This window comes from Corynebacterium sp. Marseille-P4611 (assembly GCF_916618765.1).
GTDB lineage: Bacteria > Actinomycetota > Actinomycetes > Mycobacteriales > Mycobacteriaceae > Corynebacterium > Corynebacterium marquesiae.
In genome coordinates, this window is the sequence record NZ_CAKAKD010000001.1 from 357,987 (window position 1) to 372,924 (window position 14,938).

The window sequence follows — 14,938 nt, forward strand, 5'->3', positions numbered from 1 at the left end:
AGCTATGCTGCTTGGGCCAGTGTAGCTGATGTGAATGCTTCGAAGGTATCGGGGGCTAGAAGATTGCACCAGGAGTGCCGTCTGCGCGTGTTGTAGCGCATGCACCATCGGAAGACTTCTTGGCGGCAGGTAATGGGATTGTCAAAGACTTTCCGATCACGCAGAACTTCACGCTTTAGAGTGGCGTTAAACGATTCTGCCAGGGCATTATCGGCACTCGTTCCCACCGCTCCCATGGATTGGCGAACACCAAGCTGGGTGCAGTGGTCCCTAAATGCTTGTGAGGTGTACACACTGCCGTGATCAGAATGGAAAATTGCCCCTTTCAGGCTTCCGCGGACTTTCCTTGCATGAGATAAAGCTTCGATAACCAGCGATACCCGCATGTGATCGGCGAGTGCATGGCCGACAAGTTTGCGCGAGTAGACGTCGATGACCGTGGCCAGGTACATGTTCTTGCCTCCCTTACACGGCAGGTAGGTGATATCGCCTACGTAGACGTGGTTCGGCCTATCAGCTGTGAATCTGCGGCCTACTAAGTCTGGCATGACTCGGTGGCCAAACTTTCGTCTGGTGGTGATGCATCGACGGCGTTTAGTAAAGCCTTTCAGCCCCATGGATTTCATGATGCGTGCGACCTTGGACCTGACCCCTGTTTGGTAGACACCTGATATCCAGCCCGGTTGGGTTGGGAAGAAAGGTAATCTACCAAACAGGGGTCAGGTCCTATCGCGGACAAAGCCACCTACCACAGGTCATCGACGCCATGTTTAATACAGACCAGCTCGAAGCGGAGTCCAAGCGCCTAGACGAGAAAATCCGCGCTCTTGCCAGCGAGATTGAATCATTGGTTGCAGAAAATCAGCGGGTAGCGCAAGACCAGGACCAATACCCCGCCCGCTACACCCAGCTAGAAGCGCGATACCAGAAAACCCTGGGCCGCAAACAAGCCATCGAGGCCGAGATTGCTGCCAAGAGTGCCAAGGCCACTGCGATCAAAACCGCCTACACCCAGTTGGCCGACAAGCCCATCCAGCATTTTCAACCATCCCAGTGGACAGCGCTTATCGACCATGCCGTTATCGGAGCCAACGAGATCCAGTTCGTCTTCAGAATCGGCACTGAAATCACCGTGCCTATTGCTAGCAGGCTGCCAGTTTCTTCCACTTCCTGATTTTGGTGCGAAACGTCGTAAATGGCGCGACGGTGTTGATATGCACCCATTTCCACACCGGCCACGCCGACGGGGTGGAAGAAGCCCACGCACGCTGACCCGAACTAAACAATTCTGATTCGGTTAGACCGCCCACCATTTTGACTATCTCACCAAGCAGGATCTTGAACCTGTCGATCAAATCCTCAGTAGATACCTGCTCCCAGCGTTGGTAGAACGATTCATACAATCCGCCCAGTTGATTCCACTTAAAACCAGGTGCCGGAGTCACCACGTCAAGACCGGCTTGTTCGTCACGTTCCCAGCCGAGCAGTAATTCCATCCAGCCAAGCTGGTAGGCGATCATCTGCCGGGGCGTGCGGTCAACACCGTCAACCAGCCGGTCCCAACCATCGCCAGGAACGCCTACGAACTCGCCGATAAAAAGTTCGCCACGCTTAGTAATCTCTGCGGCTAGTTCATCGCCGGACGCATACGATCTCACCACACACCTCCTCGTGAAACGGCCTTAGGTTTAACGCTTCGTTAGCGCGTTAAACCCTAAATAGGGCCTGACCCCCGGAAAGTAGACACGTCGGGGGTTAGCTATGCTGCTTGGGCCAGTGTAGCTGATGTGAATGCTTCGAAGGTATCGGGGGCTAGAAGATTGCACCAGGAGTGCCGTCTGCGCGTGTTGTAGCGCATGCACCATCGGAAGACTTCTTGGCGGCAGGTAATGGGATTGTCAAAGACTTTCCGATCACGCAGAACTTCACGCTTTAGAGTGGCGTTAAACGATTCTGCCAGGGCATTATCGGCACTCGTTCCCACCGCTCCCATGGATTGGCGAACACCAAGCTGGGTGCAGTGGTCCCTAAATGCTTGTGAGGTGTACACACTGCCGTGATCAGAATGGAAAATTGCCCCTTTCAGGCTTCCGCGGACTTTCCTTGCATGAGATAAAGCTTCGATAACCAGCGATACCCGCATGTGATCGGCGAGTGCATGGCCGACAAGTTTGCGCGAGTAGACGTCGATGACCGTGGCCAGGTACATGTTCTTGCCTCCCTTACACGGCAGGTAGGTGATATCGCCTACGTAGACGTGGTTCGGCCTATCAGCTGTGAATCTGCGGCCTACTAAGTCTGGCATGACTCGGTGGCCAAACTTTCGTCTGGTGGTGATGCATCGACGGCGTTTAGTAAAGCCTTTCAGCCCCATGGATTTCATGATGCGTGCGACCTTCTTGTGATTTATCGGAGGAAAGTCCGTATCGTCGTTGAGACTTGCAGCGATGCGTTTAGCACCATAAAGCCCGTGCTCATCATCGAAGATGGTCTTGATTCTCGCACCAATAAGGGCATCGGAACACGTCTTTAACCTGCGTTTTTCGCGGGTGTTGGCCCATTTGTAGAACGAGGAGCGATTGAGCTTTAACACGTGGCACATCCGCTTGACCGAGTATTCGGTTCGATGGTCATCGACAAACTGGAAGCGGATTACCAGCGTGTCTCTTCGGCAAAATATTTCGCGGCCTTGCGCAGGATGTCGCGTTCTTCACGAAGCTTCGAGACTTCTTTTTCTAGCTGGCGGATCCGTTCAGAATCAGTCGTCGCCTTCGCCTGGTCAAGTCCTGGGTAGTGGTGTATCTGTTTTCGAATCTGGGGTTAGTTTCATGGCGGTGGTTTAGGGGCCATCTCGGGGATAAGGGGTGAGGGTATTCACGCGGCGATCTCCTGGTTGTTGTCGCGGTCCTCGTCGATGACCCCAGCGGCGATGATCTCTTTGGTCTGTGCCAGGCTGGTCAGTGACATATAACGCTTCTGTTGGATCCAGTCATCGTGCTGTTCGGCCAAAACCGCCCCAACAAGGCGCACAACAGCGTCTCGGTTTGGGAAGATTCCTACGACATCGGTACGCCGGCGGATCTCCCTATTGAGCCGTTCAGTGGGGTTATTCGACCAGATTTTGGTCCACACCGCTCTCGGCGCAGCGGTAAACGCCAACAGCTCGTCGAGACACTCCTCGAGGTAGGTGGCAACGTGAGGGAATTTCTGCTGGCAGAATTCAATAACCTCACGAGCTTGGGCCCACACACTAGCGGCATCGGGTTGCTGAAAGATTGTGTGAAACATCGCTGACAGAGTCGGCCATTGGGTTTTGGGAACCTGGGCCGAGAGGTTCTTCGCGAAGTGCGTTCGACACCGCTGCCAACTAGCCTGCGGCAGGCAGTCACCCACGGCTGCTTGAATACCAAGATGGGCATCACTAGTAACGAGGAATACCCCGGTCAGGCCACGGGCGATGAGGTCCCGAAAGAACCCGGTCCACGACGCGGTAGATTCCGCGGTGGCAACCTGCATGCCCAAAAGCTCTCGGTAGCCGTCAGCGTTGACACCTGTGGCCAGCAACACGCTGGTCTTTACGACACGTCCTCCTTCCCGCACCTTCATTGTCAGCGCGTCGCAGGAGACAAAGTGGTAGGGGCCTTGGTCAAGCCGGCGGGTGCGGAAGTCATCGACCATGTCATCGAGTTCTTTGGCCATCTGGCTGACCTGAGACTTCGACAAGTTGTTGATCCCAAGGGTGGCCACCAGGTCGTTCATCCTGCGAGTGGAGACTCCTTTCAGGTAACAGGTGGCGATGACTGTGGTCAGGGCACGCTCGGTGCGGCTGCGGCGCTCTAGCAGCCAGTCAGGGAAAAATGCGCCGGTGCGTAGCTTCGGGATTGCCACATCAATGCTGCCGACTCGGGTATCAAGTTGGCGATGACGGTAGCCATTACGTGTGTTGGTGCGCTCGGCTGACACGGTGGCGTAATCAGCCCCGCAGACGGTGTCTGCTTGGGCGGAAAGAATCTGGTTGATGAAGTCAGTGAGCATTTGGCGCATCAAATCTGGGGACGCTTGAGTCAGTAGCTCTTCGAGATACGCGGTCGGATCGATATGATGAGGGTCAGCGGCCATCGCAGGGTACTTCCTTTCGAGGATAGGTAAGAGTTGATTCGAAAGGTACCCGCGATGGTCGCCTTCATGCACACCGGCACAAGACTTACCGCGGGCTACAGATACACCACGTTAGGGGACGCAACCCTTCGCCTTGTCACGCATGGTCTTCGTGCGGGCACGCTTGCCGGTGCCGTACTGCTTAAGCCAGGAATAAAGTGAGGAACGATTGACTCCAAGCTCTGCTGAAGCCGCGTGAAGTGAGAGGTCCTCATTGTTTTCGTAGAGGGCCACAGCATCACGTTTGAACTGTTCGGAGTACCTAGGCATGGTGGTAGATTACCTTTCTTCCCAACCCAACCGGGCTGGATATCAGGTGTCTACCAAACAGGGGTCAGGTCCACAAGCCACCAGCGGCCACGAAGACGGCCGACCAGCAACCTACGACAGTGCCATCGACACTGCCTACAACCACTCTATGGGAATACGCAAAGGCCACATACGCTAAACCCCCACCAACACAAAATGTCGTTTAGCCCGACACACCGCAAAACAACACATTCTGTCGTTTAAGCCAGCTCATCAGAGCTAGGGTTTTTCATATGCCACGCCGAATAACAAACCGCAAAATTCTATTTCTATAGAATGGGCTTCATGGAAGAAAAACGACTGTCCTCATTATTTTTTGGCAATGTTGTTCTTGAGTCCCAGGTGTCAGGAACATTCCCAAAAATCTACGCTGATGATATGCACTCGTATTGGATGCGTCCGAGTAGGGATGGCATGCTCTCTGTACCGCTAGATGATCTGCGCGGAAACATCAGCTCCGATAGGGCTGAGAAACTCTCCAACAAAATATTTGAATCTGTGTCCGCAGAATTGAACGCTAATTATCCAGGAGGCAAAAGCCAAGCAGTAAAAGAACTGACTGCCTGGCTTTTACAGGACTCCTAAACATCGCAGGGGAGATGCACTTCCTTAGAAACGTCCCACCCTGTATGTTCCCCTGCTTGGATTTCTCCGTCGATACGGTAGTCATGGCCTGACTTAGAGGATCCGCAATCTACTTCCCCTCGAACAGTTCCATAACCGCCCTCAGTGAGATTCTTCTCCGTTTCATCTACAGTTTGGTACCAAAATCCAGCATGTTCTTCTTGAAGACGAATCTTAGCGCTTAATGGCAGAAAGCCACTTCCACTGCATTTGACATGCAAACCATAAGTAAGCCAGTTACCGGCTTCAACTCGCGGGCCTGCAAACGTACCTGTGCAAACTCCTGCACCGATTGAATTATAAGCTGTGCGGGAACTCATATCCTTGTCACCGAATGTAAAGGTAAAACTATCGTTGGTGGTTCCTTCGTCCATAGGAGAAGAATCGGCTAGAGCGGGCGGAGAAAAATAAGTGCTATAGAAAGCACGGTTGTTGGGACAGTGAAAGAGAGAACCTTACGCATATTTCCTCCTTGCTTATTGAACTCACTCTGACTGTATCGCAGATACGATAGTTGCGCTCGTCTAAAGCCAAACGCCTTCCCCAAGGTGTTGATCACGCCATAACCGTTCTTAGTTTCTCTTACTCAGCCAGCGGCTGAGGCGTTGTAGGGGGTTGTGGTTGGTTGTTGTGGGGTGGTTGGTTTGGGGTTCGGGGTGGTTTTCTTTTTGGGTGGGGTGAAGTGTCCCAGGTTTTGTTCCGTTTGAGTAGATGGGAAAATCTGGAATATGCCAAGGAAATTTGACCAGGATGCGAAGGATCGTGTGGTCCGTCTTGTAGAGGACCGCATCTTGGCGGAAAATATGTCGATGCAAGCCGCGTGCCAGGCAGTAGCCCCAAAACTGGGGGTGTCATGGCACACAGCCCGTCAATGGACCCAACAGGCCCGCCGTGCGGGAAACATCCCAGAACCCGTGCCTGAAGATCTGGCCGCCGAAAACGCGAGGCTTCGCCGTGAAAATCAAGAGCTACGCGACACCAATGAACTTTTAAAGGCTGCCTCAGCTTTTTTCGCGTCGGAACCAGGCCCAAAACGTCGGAAATGATCCGGTTCATCGATGAATACCGGAATCGTTTCTCTGTCGAGTTCATCTGTAAGACGTTGAAGAAAAACCGCGCTGGTGGGTTCATCACCTCGCGTGGGTATCGTCAGTCCAAGGCCCGTGGGGTAAGTGCTCGCCGCCTTCGTGATGCTGTGCTGGTTGAACGCATTAGTGCTATCCATCGGGATAATTACGGCATCTACGGTGTGCGGAAAATGTGGCATGCTCTTCATCGTGACGGAATCGATATCGGTCGTGAACAAACCGCGCGGCTGATGCGTCTAGCCGGTGTATCAGGCAAAGGCAAAGGCCGCTCGCCTATGACCACTCGCACACCTCAAAGGCCGGATTTACGCCCGGACTTGGTGGAGCGAGAATTCAAAGCCGAAGGCCCGAACAAGCTGTGGGTGGCTGATATTACCTACGTGCGCACGAAGAAAGGCTTTGTGTATGCCGCGTTTGTCACCGATGTTTACTCCCGACGGATCGTTGGGTGGGCGTTATCAGATTCCATGCGCACCGAAGCGTTGCCGCTGCAAGCTCTCAACCAGGCGATCGCGTCTGCTGAGGAAACAACAGGTCTCATTCATCATTCGGATCACGGCTCGCAGTATGTCAGCGTTGTCTACAACGAGCGTCTTGCCCAGCACGGGATTGCCGCTTCCACCGGAACTGTCGGGGATTCCTATGACAATGCTCTGGCGGAAAACGTTAATGGTTCCTACAAAAACGAGCTGATCCATACTCGCAGGTGGGATGAGGTTGTCGAGGTGGAAATCGCGACGTTTGAGTGGGTGTCATGGTGGAACGAGACGAGGCTTCACCAAAGCTTGGGATACCGAACCCCGGTCGAAGTGGAAACCGAATTTTGGGACCAGCACCCGCCGCAAGCAATAATAGAAATCAAGGCAAACGCCTAGGAACAAAACCCGGGGCACTTCAGAAAGTGCCACCAACGTCACGGTCGAGTACAACTAGTGGGTGTCACTGTGGCTTTCCGAAGTCCACCACACTGACGTTCCCGTCATTGCGGGGGCGGTACAGAGGGCTCCTGACGGATTGCCCGAAGTCCTCTGCACGAATTGACTTCCGGCCTGATGCCGCTGTACCAACCTGTCCTGATAGGCGGGCGCCTCGTTTGCCAGAAGATGGGCAAGGTTCCCTCTCCCCATTGCTTTTTGGGAGTCCTCGGCCAGCTACGGGATCGTGCCTGGCCGGTCCTCGGTCGAGTTGTTGTCCGGAGTTGGTGTGCAGCAGTCGGGTTCCCCGCTTTGCCCGGGGCCCTCGCCTGTGGGCGGCGTTCCCTGTCTGATGCGCAGTCTCCTGCGCCGGTTGAGGGCGGCCAATGCCGATGCGAGCACCACGGCTGCGGCGAGGGCTGCGATCAGGGTGCTGTTGTCGCTGATCCAGGCGCTGGCGGCGGCTGACCATACGGCGAGGCTGTTGGCCTGTGCGGTTCCGCCGGTGGCGGCGGGATACCAATACCAGCTAAGGTAGGCGCCGGTTATGGTGAGGATGAAGGCGGCGATGCGGTTGCTGTGCTTGGCCAGGCCGGTGATTCTTCGCCCGAGGGCGACCCCGGCGATGGCCGTGCCTGCCGAAACGAGCATCAGGACAGTGGCCGAGCCTGCGGCGTAGGCGGCGAAGACCGCGAGCAGCCCGGCGTAGCTGGCGACGGCCTGGGCTTGGGCGATCACGGCCAGGAGCACCCCGAGGGTGCAGCCGAGGGATGCTGCGGCGTATCCGATCCCGAAGGCCACCATGCGCCCGGTTTTGTGACCTGCCCCTGCGGCTTCTTGTGTGCGGGGTTTCGTGGCCCAGGCCGGCAGATGGAGCCGTGGTGTGAGTCCGGTGAGCATGGCCAGGCCCAGCAGGAGAAGGATCACCCCGGTGGCCATTCCCAGCCAGGGCGCTGCGCTGATCAGGGTCCTGGCGCCCGCGCTGACGATCAGCCCGAAGGCTGCCAGGGTCCCGGCGAAGCCGAGGCTGAGCGCGAGCCCGGCCCGGAGCCCGTGGGCCAGACGCAGCGCGAGCGGGCGCGTCCGGGCGTCCCCGATGGTCTGGGCTATCCAGGCGGGCAGGAGGGCGAAACCGCAGGGATTGACCGGGGCAATCATTCCAGCGGCGAAGGCCAGGGCAAGCAGGGCTGTCATTGGGCACCGGCCTTGGTGAGTTCTTCTTGGATCTTTTCCGCAGACGGGTCGGTGGCCCGGAAGGTAACGTCGCCCTTCGCGTCGACCACCACCAGGGTGCTTATGGAGGTGACCTTGTACCGGGTGGTCAGTGTGGCCTCGGTGTCGATGACGGCAGGGAGCTCAGGGGCCTTGATGTAATCGCGGAATCCGTTGATGGTCTCCTTCGGTTCTCGGGGGTCCACGTCCACCAGGAGGTAGTCGGCCGAGCTTCCCAGGGCCGTGGAGGCCTTGTTCAGGGAATCGGCCCCTTCCGCACACTCACCGCATCCGGCAGAGAAGAAGAACAGTGCTGCGGGCTTACCGTCCGGGATGGTCCGGGTAGTGCCGTCAATGTCGGAGACCGTAACAGCAACGGCACCGGCCGCGTCGGGCGACGAACCGCCTGGCGCAGCCGACGGGCCGCTCGGTGAGCTGGCGCAGGCGGTTGTCAGTGCCATGACCGCTGCCAGAAACAGGGCGGAGGCGAGGTGCCTGGGCCGGGGAACGGACAGAGAACGGCGGGATCTCGGGTATGTCATGGTGTCTGGTGGTTCCTTCCAGGAATGGGGATGGGGACTCAGGCGGTGCCGTGGTCGGTGCGGTGGTCCTCGGGGGACAACAGATAGGTGAGGGCCTAGTCGGTGGCGGTCATGGCATTCCTTTGCTTCGGTAGTGGGGGCTGCAGCTCAGGCGCAGCAGGAGAGCTCGGAGACGTCGGTGGTGAAGGCCTTGGCGGCGATCCTGATGCCCTCGGCCATCGTCAGGTAGGGGCTCCAGGCGGCGGCGACCTGCGCGGTGGTCATGCCCGCTTCGAGGATGTAGACGCCGGCGGCGGCGATTTCCCCGGCGTCCTTGGCCACCGCGGAGAGGCCCAGGATCCGTCCGGTGTCGCGGTCCGCGACAACCTTGATGAAGCCGCGGGTGTCGCGGTTGACCACGGCTCGCGGCACGTACTCCAGGGGGAGGACCCGGCACTCGCAGCTGATCCCGGCGGCGACAGCTTCCTTTTCCGTCATCCCGACCGCCCCGATGGCGGGACTGGTGAAGGTGACCCGGGGCAGGTGCCGGTAGTCGACCTCGGCCAGGGCATCGGTGAACGCATTGTCCACGGCCAGGGCGCCGTGGGCCGCTGCGACGTAAACGAACTCCCGATGGCTGGTCGCGTCCCCGGCGGCCCAAACCCGCGGGTTGGACGTGGCCAGGCGGGAATCGACCACGATCTCGCCGGATGCGCCGGTCTTCACCCCGACGGCGTCAAGGTCCAGTCCCTCGGTCACCGGGCGGCGGCCCAGTGCCACGAGGATGCGGGAAGCGCGGAACACCTCCTCGCCCCCGGCCACGTTTGCCGTCACCGAGACCCCGTCCGGGCCGGAGGCCACGGAGTCGGCCATGGCCCGCCGGACCACCCGGATCCCCTCGTCGGCGAACACCCCCGCCAACGCCTTGGATGCCTCCGGTTCCTCCTGCGAGGCCAACCGGGAACGGACCAGCATGGTCACCCGGGAGCCCAGCCGGGAGAAAAGCTGTGCCATCTCCAGGGCAACATAGCCTCCGCCCAGGATCAGCATTGATTCGGGCACCTCGTCCAGTTCCATCGCCGTCGTCGAGGTCAGGTACCCGGCCTCGGCCAGTCCGGGAACGGGGGGCACGTAGGGTGCGGAGCCAGTGGCCACGAGGTAGTGCCCGGCCTCGATCGTTCTCACTGCACCATCCGGGGAGATCACCCGGAGCAGCGGTGCGTCCTGGGTTCCGGTGAACGACGCGTCCCCCGAGATCATCGTCCACCCGTAGTCCGCGGCCAGATCGACGTACTTCTCCGTGCGCATGCTTTCAACCAGCGCGGCCTTGCCCTGAATCAGGGCCGGCATCTCCACCGGGCCCGCCGAGGCCGCCACCCCAGGGAAGCGGGCTGAATCCAACGCCACGTGGCGGGCCTCCGCGGCAGCCAGGAGCGCCTTCGACGGGACGCAGCCCGTGTTCACGCATGTCCCGCCCACGGTGCCGCGCTCCACCATCACGACGCGCTTGCCCAGCCCGGTGGCCCGGATCGCGGCCGCAAACGCTCCGCCGCCGGAACCAATAATCGCCAGATCGAACTTTTCGTTTGTCATTCCAGATGTCTCTTCCCTGTGGTTCAAAAGTTCCTATGGAACCATTGTGAACCTTCCAGTACAATGGAAGGTCAAGTGTGGTGGCCATTGGAAGGGGAATCGGCGAACATGAGGATCGGACAGCTTGCGGAAGCAACCGGAACCACGACCAAGACCCTGCGGTTCTACGAGGAGTCGGGGCTGCTCCCTCCGGCCGAGCGATTGGCCTCCGGCTATCGGGACTACGCCGAGGATGCCGTGGGTCGGGTCGGGTTCATCCACCGGGGCCAGGCCGCCGGGCTGACCCTCGCCCAGATCCGCCAGATCCTCGACATCCGCGACGGCGGCCAGGCGCCCTGCGAGCACGTGCGCGACCTGCTTGACGTGCGCCTCGCTGAGATCGAGCAGCAGATCGCGCAGCTCTCCGTGCTGCGCGACACTATCGCGGACCTCAGACAGGACGCCGCACACCCGGACCCTGAAACGTGCAGCACCGATCAAGTGTGTAGGTACTTGTAATCCAATTGGGCACACCTCCTTAGCAACCACGCTATGCGAGAGTTGCAGCTCGACGAGAGCCAGGATGACAGGATTAACCGCCAGGAGCTATCTATAAATAGGGACTATTTCTTACCTGGAAGTAACATTTTGGCGATTGAGGATAATACCTTTGGTGCATTTTGAGCCAAAGTAAAAATAGTCCCCTACGGGAAGACGGAAATAAGACAGTTCCCGGTGGACAAGAACAGTCTTCGCGAGCAGGTAGTTGGTGGGCCCTTGCGTTCATAATTCTGTGCACCATCACCACCATGATCGACAGGCGAAAACCACCCCTCTTTGTGGACTCAACAGAAATACAAGGCAACCAGGCCAAAAAGGAGCGGGTTGAACCAACTACTTCTGACGACAAACAAAGACGAAATAAATGGAATCCACAGACTTTGGGCAACTTTTCTCTGGTGCTGATCCAAGCGTCACTATTCTCCCTGTTTCAAATAGCTGCTTCCGGCGCGAGTTTGGAAGTATGAACCATGTGTCTTTGTTTTCCGATATTGCTACTGGGCTTTATCATTTTCTTCTCGGCCAGGAGGGGAAGCGCAGCTGGGGGAGTTGTAACGGGCGTATTTCTACTAGTTTTAACCGTTTGCGGAATCATTTCGAGCGTGGGAGGAGCACCAAACGCATGGATTATTGGCTTCCAGATTTCTATCTTGGTAGTTGCATGGCGGGCCTCAGAAAGCCTCAAAGGGCCAGGCCAGAAGTGGCTTGAGTAAGTAGGAATAGAATGTCAGCCATTGTTCGTGAATCCCAGGGCGCGCACCTGTGCGCCTTGTTTATTGGAGCGCACGGGGATACTGGAGACTACGAGTATGCACTCGACGCCGCTAGCAGTGCCGCCCAGCACCTGCAGGTACTACTGGCGGAGTTGCCTGTCACTTCCCCACTGGCCCGTGACGCCGGCATACTCGCTAAGTTTGTGCGCGCAGCACAGCGGAATCTGTCTCAACAGAGGCCTGCAGATAATCCTGACGAGCTTCTAGACTTAGCCACCAGCCTCAAAGAACGGCTGGAAGGGGCGGATTCTGGGGGTCATTTTTCTTTGGCTAAACGCGGTTTTAGGCCGAATTTCGACTCTCGACCACGAGCTCTAGGCCACGGGCTTCGTCCTCGTTTGAGAACCAGCCGGTGGCCTTGGTCGGGCTACGCCGCAAGCGGTGGCGCGTTGGGGAAAGCGTCGGTGCTAGTCTCATTGCGTCCGCGGGTGAAATTGGGTAGCCGACAGTTTAATTGCTGGGATTCTGTAAATTCTGTGTGATTAGATTCACACGCCCCGACGGCGCTTCAAAAAGACCTTCCAGGAGTTATAGGAGCCACCGATAACGCCCGGTCGGGGCCGTTTGGAACGCTGCCGCTACGTCAGAGCCCGAAGGCTCCGCCGCTGACGAGGATCACGATACCGAGGCCGATGAGAACGATGGGAAAGAGGATGTGCTCAAAGCGTTCGAGCACTTCCGCGATCGGGGGGCGGGTGGCGACGAACTTTGCCAGGGCCACCAGGATCGCAACGAGCGCGAGGAAGATAACGCAGTAGGCGACTACTGCGAGAGGCTCCACACTGAGGAATACAGGGGTGTAGACGCCGATATTGTCGCCACCGTTGGCAAAGGTGACGCCTGCGACCGCCCCCACGCCGACCTTCTTGCCGGCAACCTTGGCCTCGTCGTCATCGTCGTTATCGTCTCCGCGCCAGGCCTGCCATGCGGCCCAGAGGCCGAGGCCCAGAGGGATGAGACCAAAGTATGGAATGGCTGCCGGGGGCAGAAATGCTCCGGCGCCGGTGGTCACAAGGATCGCGGCGACGAGGATGCCCGCGAATCCGAGGTACTGGCCGGCCAGAATGCGGGCGGTGGTGCCGCGCTGGCCTGCCCCTCGCGCGAAGAAGAGGGAGAGCACGATGATGTCGTCGATGTTGGTAGCTGCGAACAGGCCTATCGCCTGCAAGACCGAGGTGAGGATCATGCGTCCTCCCCAGCTGCGTAGCACCCGGGAAGCGTGCAGACGGGATCGATGCACGGGGCGTCTTCGTCTACTGCCAGGGTGGCATCGACCAGTGCTGTCAGTGCCTGTGCCAGGTGCGGATCGGCGATCTCGTATCGTGTCCGACGCCCCTCTGGCTCGGAGACGACAATCCCACAATCGCGCAAGCATGTCAGGTGGTTGGACACGTTCGGGCGCGTCAGGTCCAGATCTCGGGATAGTTCCGCCGGGTAGGCGGGATGGTCGAGCAGGGTCAAGATGATCCGGGATCGAGTGGGGTCGGCCAGTGCACGACCCAGGCGGTTCATCACGTCGAGACGCGAAGCAATAGTCAGCATGCGCTGAACTATACAGCGATCGCTGAACTAGTCAAGTTCCGGGTAGCGGTGCAGCTGTGTGCACTGCTGAAGAGACAGTGAAAGTAGCAGAGATGGCGCAGATTCCGGCAAAGTTGCGAAAACAGCTGAACCACGCTCGTTTCTGATGGGTTGCGTCCCCTAACGTGGTGTATCTGTAGCCCGCGGTAAGTCTTGTGCCGGTGTGCATGAAGGCGACCATCGCGGGTACCTTTCGAATCAACTCTTACCTATCCTCGAAAGGAAGTACCCTGCGATGGCCGCTGACCCTCATCATATCGATCCGACCGCGTATCTCGAAGAGCTACTGACTCAAGCGTCCCCAGATTTGATGCGCCAAATGCTCACTGACTTCATCAACCAGATTCTTTCCGCCCAAGCAGACACCGTCTGCGGGGCTGATTACGCCACCGTGTCAGCCGAGCGCACCAACACACGTAATGGCTACCGTCATCGCCAACTTGATACCCGAGTCGGCAGCATTGATGTGGCAATCCCGAAGCTACGCACCGGCGCATTTTTCCCTGACTGGCTGCTAGAGCGCCGCAGCCGCACCGAGCGTGCCCTGACCACAGTCATCGCCACCTGTTACCTGAAAGGAGTCTCCACTCGCAGGATGAACGACCTGGTGGCCACCCTTGGGATCAACAACTTGTCGAAGTCTCAGGTCAGCGAGATGGCCAAAGAACTCGATGACATGGTCGATGACTTCCGCACCCGCCGGCTTGACCAAGGCCCCTACCACTTTGTCTCCTGCGACGCGCTGACAATGAAGGTGCGGGAAGGAGGACGTGTCGTAAAGACCAGCGTGTTGCTGGCCACAGGTGTCAACGCTGACGGCTACCGAGAGCTTTTGGGCATGCAGGTTGCCACCGCGGAATCTACCGCGTCGTGGACCGGGTTCTTTCGGGACCTCATCGCCCGTGGCCTGACCGGGGTATTCCTCGTTACTAGTGATGCCCATCTTGGTATTCAAGCAGCCGTGGGTGACTGCCTGCCGCAGGCTAGTTGGCAGCGGTGTCGAACGCACTTCGCGAAGAACCTCTCGGCCCAGGTTCCCAAAACCCAATGGCCGACTCTGTCAGCGATGTTTCACACAATCTTTCAGCAACCCGATGCCGCTAGTGTGTGGGCCCAAGCTCGTGAGGTTATTGAATTCTGCCAGCAGAAATTCCCTCACGTTGCCACCTACCTCGAGGAGTGTCTCGACGAGCTGTTGGCGTTTACCGCTGCGCCGAGAGCGGTGTGGACCAAAATCTGGTCGAATAACCCCACTGAACGGCTCAATAGGGAGATCCGCCGGCGTACCGATGTCGTAGGAATCTTCCCAAACCGAGACGCTGTTGTGCGCCTTGTTGGGGCGGTTTTGGCCGAACAGCACGATGACTGGATCCAACAGAAGCGTTATATGTCACTGACCAGCCTGGCACAGACCAAAGAGATAATCGCCGCTGGGGTCATCGACGAGGACCGCGACAACAACCAGGAGATCGCCGCGTGAATACCCTCACCCCTTATCCCCGAGATGGCCCCTAAACCACCGCCATGAAACTAACCCCAGATTCGAAAACAGATACACCACTACCCAGGACTTGACCTTCATAAAAGCCCCTCGTCCGTCACGGGGCTTTCAAGAAACATCTTCA

13 protein-coding genes and 3 pseudogenes are annotated in these 14,938 nt (G+C 58.0%); 5 read left to right on the forward strand and 11 right to left on the reverse strand.

From position 1 onward, the window contains the following. Positions 1 to 2: 2 nt before the first annotated feature. Positions 3 to 641 (reverse strand): annotated as a pseudogene (locus LG376_RS01790) (IS3 family transposase); the annotation flags it as partial. A 125-nt stretch (positions 642 to 766) separates the two neighbouring features. Here LG376_RS01790 and LG376_RS01795 point away from each other — a divergent pair. Further along, the gene (locus LG376_RS01795; protein ID WP_198530997.1) at positions 767 to 1,174 is read left to right on the forward strand and encodes a hypothetical protein; all 408 of its coding nucleotides are present in this window, start codon (positions 767 to 769) and stop codon (positions 1,172 to 1,174) included. Here LG376_RS01795 and LG376_RS01800 read toward each other — a convergent pair. The 4 genes and pseudogenes from LG376_RS01800 to LG376_RS01815 all read right to left on the reverse strand — a co-directional run. After that, complete coding sequence (locus tag LG376_RS01800) at positions 1,143 to 1,661, reverse strand: ClbS/DfsB family four-helix bundle protein (protein WP_011273047.1); 519 nt, start codon at positions 1,659 to 1,661, stop codon at positions 1,143 to 1,145. The two genes, LG376_RS01795 and LG376_RS01800, sit on opposite strands and share 32 nt — an antisense overlap. Positions 1,662 to 1,759: 98 nt before the next feature. Continuing rightward, positions 1,760 to 2,769: pseudogene (locus tag LG376_RS01805) on the reverse strand (IS3 family transposase); the annotation flags it as partial. Between the two features lie 105 nt (positions 2,770 to 2,874). Next, positions 2,875 to 4,119 (reverse strand): IS256 family transposase, encoded by a 1,245-nt coding sequence (locus LG376_RS01810; RefSeq protein WP_049377104.1) that lies wholly within the window; start codon positions 4,117 to 4,119, stop codon positions 2,875 to 2,877. 159 nt (positions 4,120 to 4,278) lie between these two features. Further along, positions 4,279 to 4,428, reverse strand: a pseudogene (locus LG376_RS01815) (transposase); the annotation flags it as partial. Positions 4,429 to 4,752: 324 nt separating this feature from the next. On the opposite strand from LG376_RS01815, the gene LG376_RS01820 reads away from it, so the two are divergent. Continuing rightward, positions 4,753 to 5,052, forward strand: a complete 300-nt coding sequence (locus LG376_RS01820; protein ID WP_225746000.1) for a hypothetical protein — start codon at positions 4,753 to 4,755, stop codon at positions 5,050 to 5,052. Here LG376_RS01820 and LG376_RS01825 read toward each other — a convergent pair. Beyond that, positions 5,049 to 5,465: a hypothetical protein gene (locus LG376_RS01825; protein ID WP_225746001.1), complete on the reverse strand. Its 417-nt coding sequence runs from the start codon at positions 5,463 to 5,465 to the stop codon at positions 5,049 to 5,051. The two genes, LG376_RS01820 and LG376_RS01825, sit on opposite strands and share 4 nt — an antisense overlap. 354 nt (positions 5,466 to 5,819) lie before the next feature. Between LG376_RS01825 and LG376_RS01830 the strand changes: the two genes are divergently transcribed. Continuing rightward, a protein-coding gene (locus LG376_RS01830; RefSeq protein ID WP_172953431.1) for an IS3 family transposase occupies positions 5,820 to 7,054 on the forward strand; the annotation gives its coding sequence in 2 pieces (ribosomal slippage) (positions 5,820 to 6,108 and positions 6,108 to 7,054; 1,236 coding nt in all). Between the two features lie 276 nt (positions 7,055 to 7,330). Here LG376_RS01830 and LG376_RS01835 read toward each other — a convergent pair. The 3 genes from LG376_RS01835 to merA all read right to left on the reverse strand — a co-directional run bounded on the left by LG376_RS01835 (position 7,331) and on the right by merA (position 10,419). Further along, positions 7,331 to 8,287, reverse strand: a complete 957-nt coding sequence (locus tag LG376_RS01835) for a cytochrome c biogenesis CcdA family protein (RefSeq protein ID WP_225746002.1) — start codon at positions 8,285 to 8,287, stop codon at positions 7,331 to 7,333. Continuing rightward, positions 8,284 to 8,847 carry a thioredoxin-like domain-containing protein gene (locus tag LG376_RS01840; protein ID WP_070672565.1) on the reverse strand — a complete coding sequence of 188 codons (564 nt, stop codon included), beginning with the start codon at positions 8,845 to 8,847 and terminating at the stop codon, positions 8,284 to 8,286. Before LG376_RS01840 ends, LG376_RS01835 begins: the two co-directional genes overlap by 4 nt. A gap of 147 nt (positions 8,848 to 8,994) precedes the next feature. Beyond that, on the reverse strand, positions 8,995 to 10,419 hold the full coding sequence (gene merA / locus LG376_RS01845) for a mercury(II) reductase (protein ID WP_225746003.1): 1,425 nt from the start codon (positions 10,417 to 10,419) through the stop codon (positions 8,995 to 8,997). A gap of 108 nt (positions 10,420 to 10,527) precedes the next feature. On the opposite strand from merA, the gene LG376_RS01850 reads away from it, so the two are divergent. Further along, on the forward strand, positions 10,528 to 10,917 hold the full coding sequence (locus tag LG376_RS01850; RefSeq protein ID WP_004601215.1) for a heavy metal-responsive transcriptional regulator: 390 nt from the start codon (positions 10,528 to 10,530) through the stop codon (positions 10,915 to 10,917). 1,398 nt (positions 10,918 to 12,315) lie between these two features. Here LG376_RS01850 and LG376_RS01855 read toward each other — a convergent pair. After that, a complete protein-coding gene (locus LG376_RS01855) occupies positions 12,316 to 12,918 on the reverse strand; it encodes a cadmium resistance transporter (RefSeq protein WP_225746004.1) in 603 nt (200 codons plus the stop codon). Continuing rightward, positions 12,915 to 13,274, reverse strand: a complete 360-nt coding sequence (locus LG376_RS01860) for a helix-turn-helix transcriptional regulator (protein ID WP_003849933.1) — start codon at positions 13,272 to 13,274, stop codon at positions 12,915 to 12,917. Before LG376_RS01860 ends, LG376_RS01855 begins: the two co-directional genes overlap by 4 nt. 274 nt (positions 13,275 to 13,548) lie before the next feature. Between LG376_RS01860 and LG376_RS01865 the strand changes: the two genes are divergently transcribed. Next, on the forward strand, positions 13,549 to 14,793 hold the full coding sequence (locus tag LG376_RS01865; protein ID WP_225746005.1) for an IS256 family transposase: 1,245 nt from the start codon (positions 13,549 to 13,551) through the stop codon (positions 14,791 to 14,793). Positions 14,794 to 14,938 lie beyond the last annotated feature (145 nt).